General features: G+C 64.4%; 1 protein-coding gene and 2 pseudogenes. 1 reads left to right on the top strand and 2 read right to left on the bottom strand.

Annotated elements, in window-relative coordinates; all coding sequences use genetic code 11:
- Positions 1-332 (bottom strand): annotated as a pseudogene (locus EOA28_RS35125) (polyhydroxyalkanoate depolymerase); the annotation flags it as partial.
- Positions 333-440: 108 nt separating this feature from the next.
- Between EOA28_RS35125 and EOA28_RS35130 the strand changes: the two are divergent.
- Positions 441-1,139, top strand: a complete 699-nt coding sequence (locus EOA28_RS35130; RefSeq protein ID WP_127252419.1) for a glutathione S-transferase — start codon at positions 441-443, stop codon at positions 1,137-1,139.
- Positions 1,140-1,178: 39 nt separating this feature from the next.
- On the opposite strand, the pseudogene EOA28_RS35135 reads toward EOA28_RS35130, so the two are convergent.
- Positions 1,179-1,650, bottom strand: a pseudogene (locus tag EOA28_RS35135) (porphobilinogen synthase); the annotation flags it as partial.

A 1,650-nucleotide genomic window follows, 5' to 3' on the forward strand; every position in this document is an offset into this window, starting at 1 on the left:
GAGAAATGTCCGGACAGGGGCGCGACCACCATGACCTTCGGCTGGCGGGCGTCGATGTCCTTGGCAAAGCGCAGCAGTTTGCCGAAGGGCAGGGTGAGCGCCGTTTCGACGGCGACCGGCACCTCGCGGTGGCCGACCCTGACAGTCTCGATGCCGAAATCGGGCCGCGTATGGGTGAGCCTGAAACGGGCGATCATCTCCAGCCCGGCCGCGATGCGCCGTTTGGCGGCGTCGCCGAGCGCCATCCCGCCCGTCGCGGAACTCGTCAGTTCGGCAAGCATGCGCGCCGGAGCTATGAGGTCGTCCTGGAGCTGGTAGGCCTGGTAAAGCATTGCGCCTCGTTCCGCTGACAGCCCATCGTGCAGTGCAAAAAAGCTAGTGCAATTTATTTTGCATTGCGAGAGGATTGTTGCCGGCGAAAGGCTTGGAGGTTCCACGACATGGCCAAGGCGGCGAAGGCGGTTGCGGCGAGGCCGGAAAGCGCGACGAAGGCGACGCTGACGATCTCGTCGAAGAACTACTCGTCATGGTCCCTGCGCGGCTGGCTGCTGTGCCGCATGGCCGGTTTGGAGTTTGAGGAGGAGCGCGTCGACATCGATGATCCGGAGCAGCGGCAGGAGTTGCTGCTCCTGTCGCCATCGGTGTTGGTGCCGCGGCTGACGCATGACGGCGTCACCGTATGGGATACGCTGGCCATCGCCGAATACCTTGCGGAGACGGTGCCGGGCGCCGGCCTGCTGCCAGCCGAGCGCGTGGCGCGCGCCCATTGCCGCGCGGTGTCGGGCGAAATGCATTCGGGCTTCCACAACCTGCGCTCGGTACTGCCGATGAACCTCAAGGCGAGGCACAAGAGCTTCAAGATCTTTTCCGGCGCGCGGCCCGACGTGGAGCGGATCAAGGCGATCTGGTCGGAATGTCTGACGACCTATGGTGGACCGTGGCTGTTCGGGGCATGGCCCACCATGGCCGATGCCATGTATGCTCCGGTCTGCACCCGCTTCCGCACCTATGCGGTTGACTTCGAAGCGCCACTCGCCGCCTACTGCGAGACGGTCTTTGCCTGGCCGCTGATGCGGGAATGGACCGAAGGCGCGCTCGCCGAGCCAGATGAGATCGTCGAGCTCGACGTGGAATTCTGAAGGCTGATCAATGGCGCCGCTGCTTGCCGGTTTGGCGGCTTACCCCTTCAGCATCTCCGCCACGGTCGGCGCGAAATAGGTCAGCACGCCGTCGCAGCCCGCCCGCTTCAGCGAAAGCAGCGATTCCAGCATCGCCTTCTCGCCGTCGATCCAGCCATTGGCGGCCGCTGCCTTGATCATCGAATATTCGCCCGACACCTGATAGGCGAAAGTCGGCATCTGGAACTCGTCCTTCAGCCGACGGATGATGTCGAGATAGGGGAGACCCGGCTTCACCATCAGCATGTCGGCGCCTTCGGCGAGGTCCTGCTCGGCCTCGCGCACCGCCTCGTCGGAATTGGCGTGGTCGATGTAATAGGTCTTCTTGTCGCCCTTGAGCAGGCCGGCGGTGCCGACCGCCTCGCGATAGGGGCCGTAGAAGGCGGAGGCGAACTTCGTCGCATAGGACATGATCGCCACGTCCTGGAACCCGTTGGCATCGAGCGCGTCGCGGATGGCGCCGATGCGGCCG

Origin of the sequence: Mesorhizobium sp. M2A.F.Ca.ET.067.02.1.1, assembly GCF_004023285.1 — a bacterium.
Classification (GTDB): domain Bacteria; phylum Pseudomonadota; class Alphaproteobacteria; order Rhizobiales; family Rhizobiaceae; genus Mesorhizobium.

Excerpts from the sequence above, each read along its gene's own strand:
- EOA28_RS35130 (WP_127252419.1), top strand. The coding sequence starts at position 441 with ATGGCCAAGGCGGCGAAGGCGGTTGCGGCGAGGCCGGAAAGCGCGACG.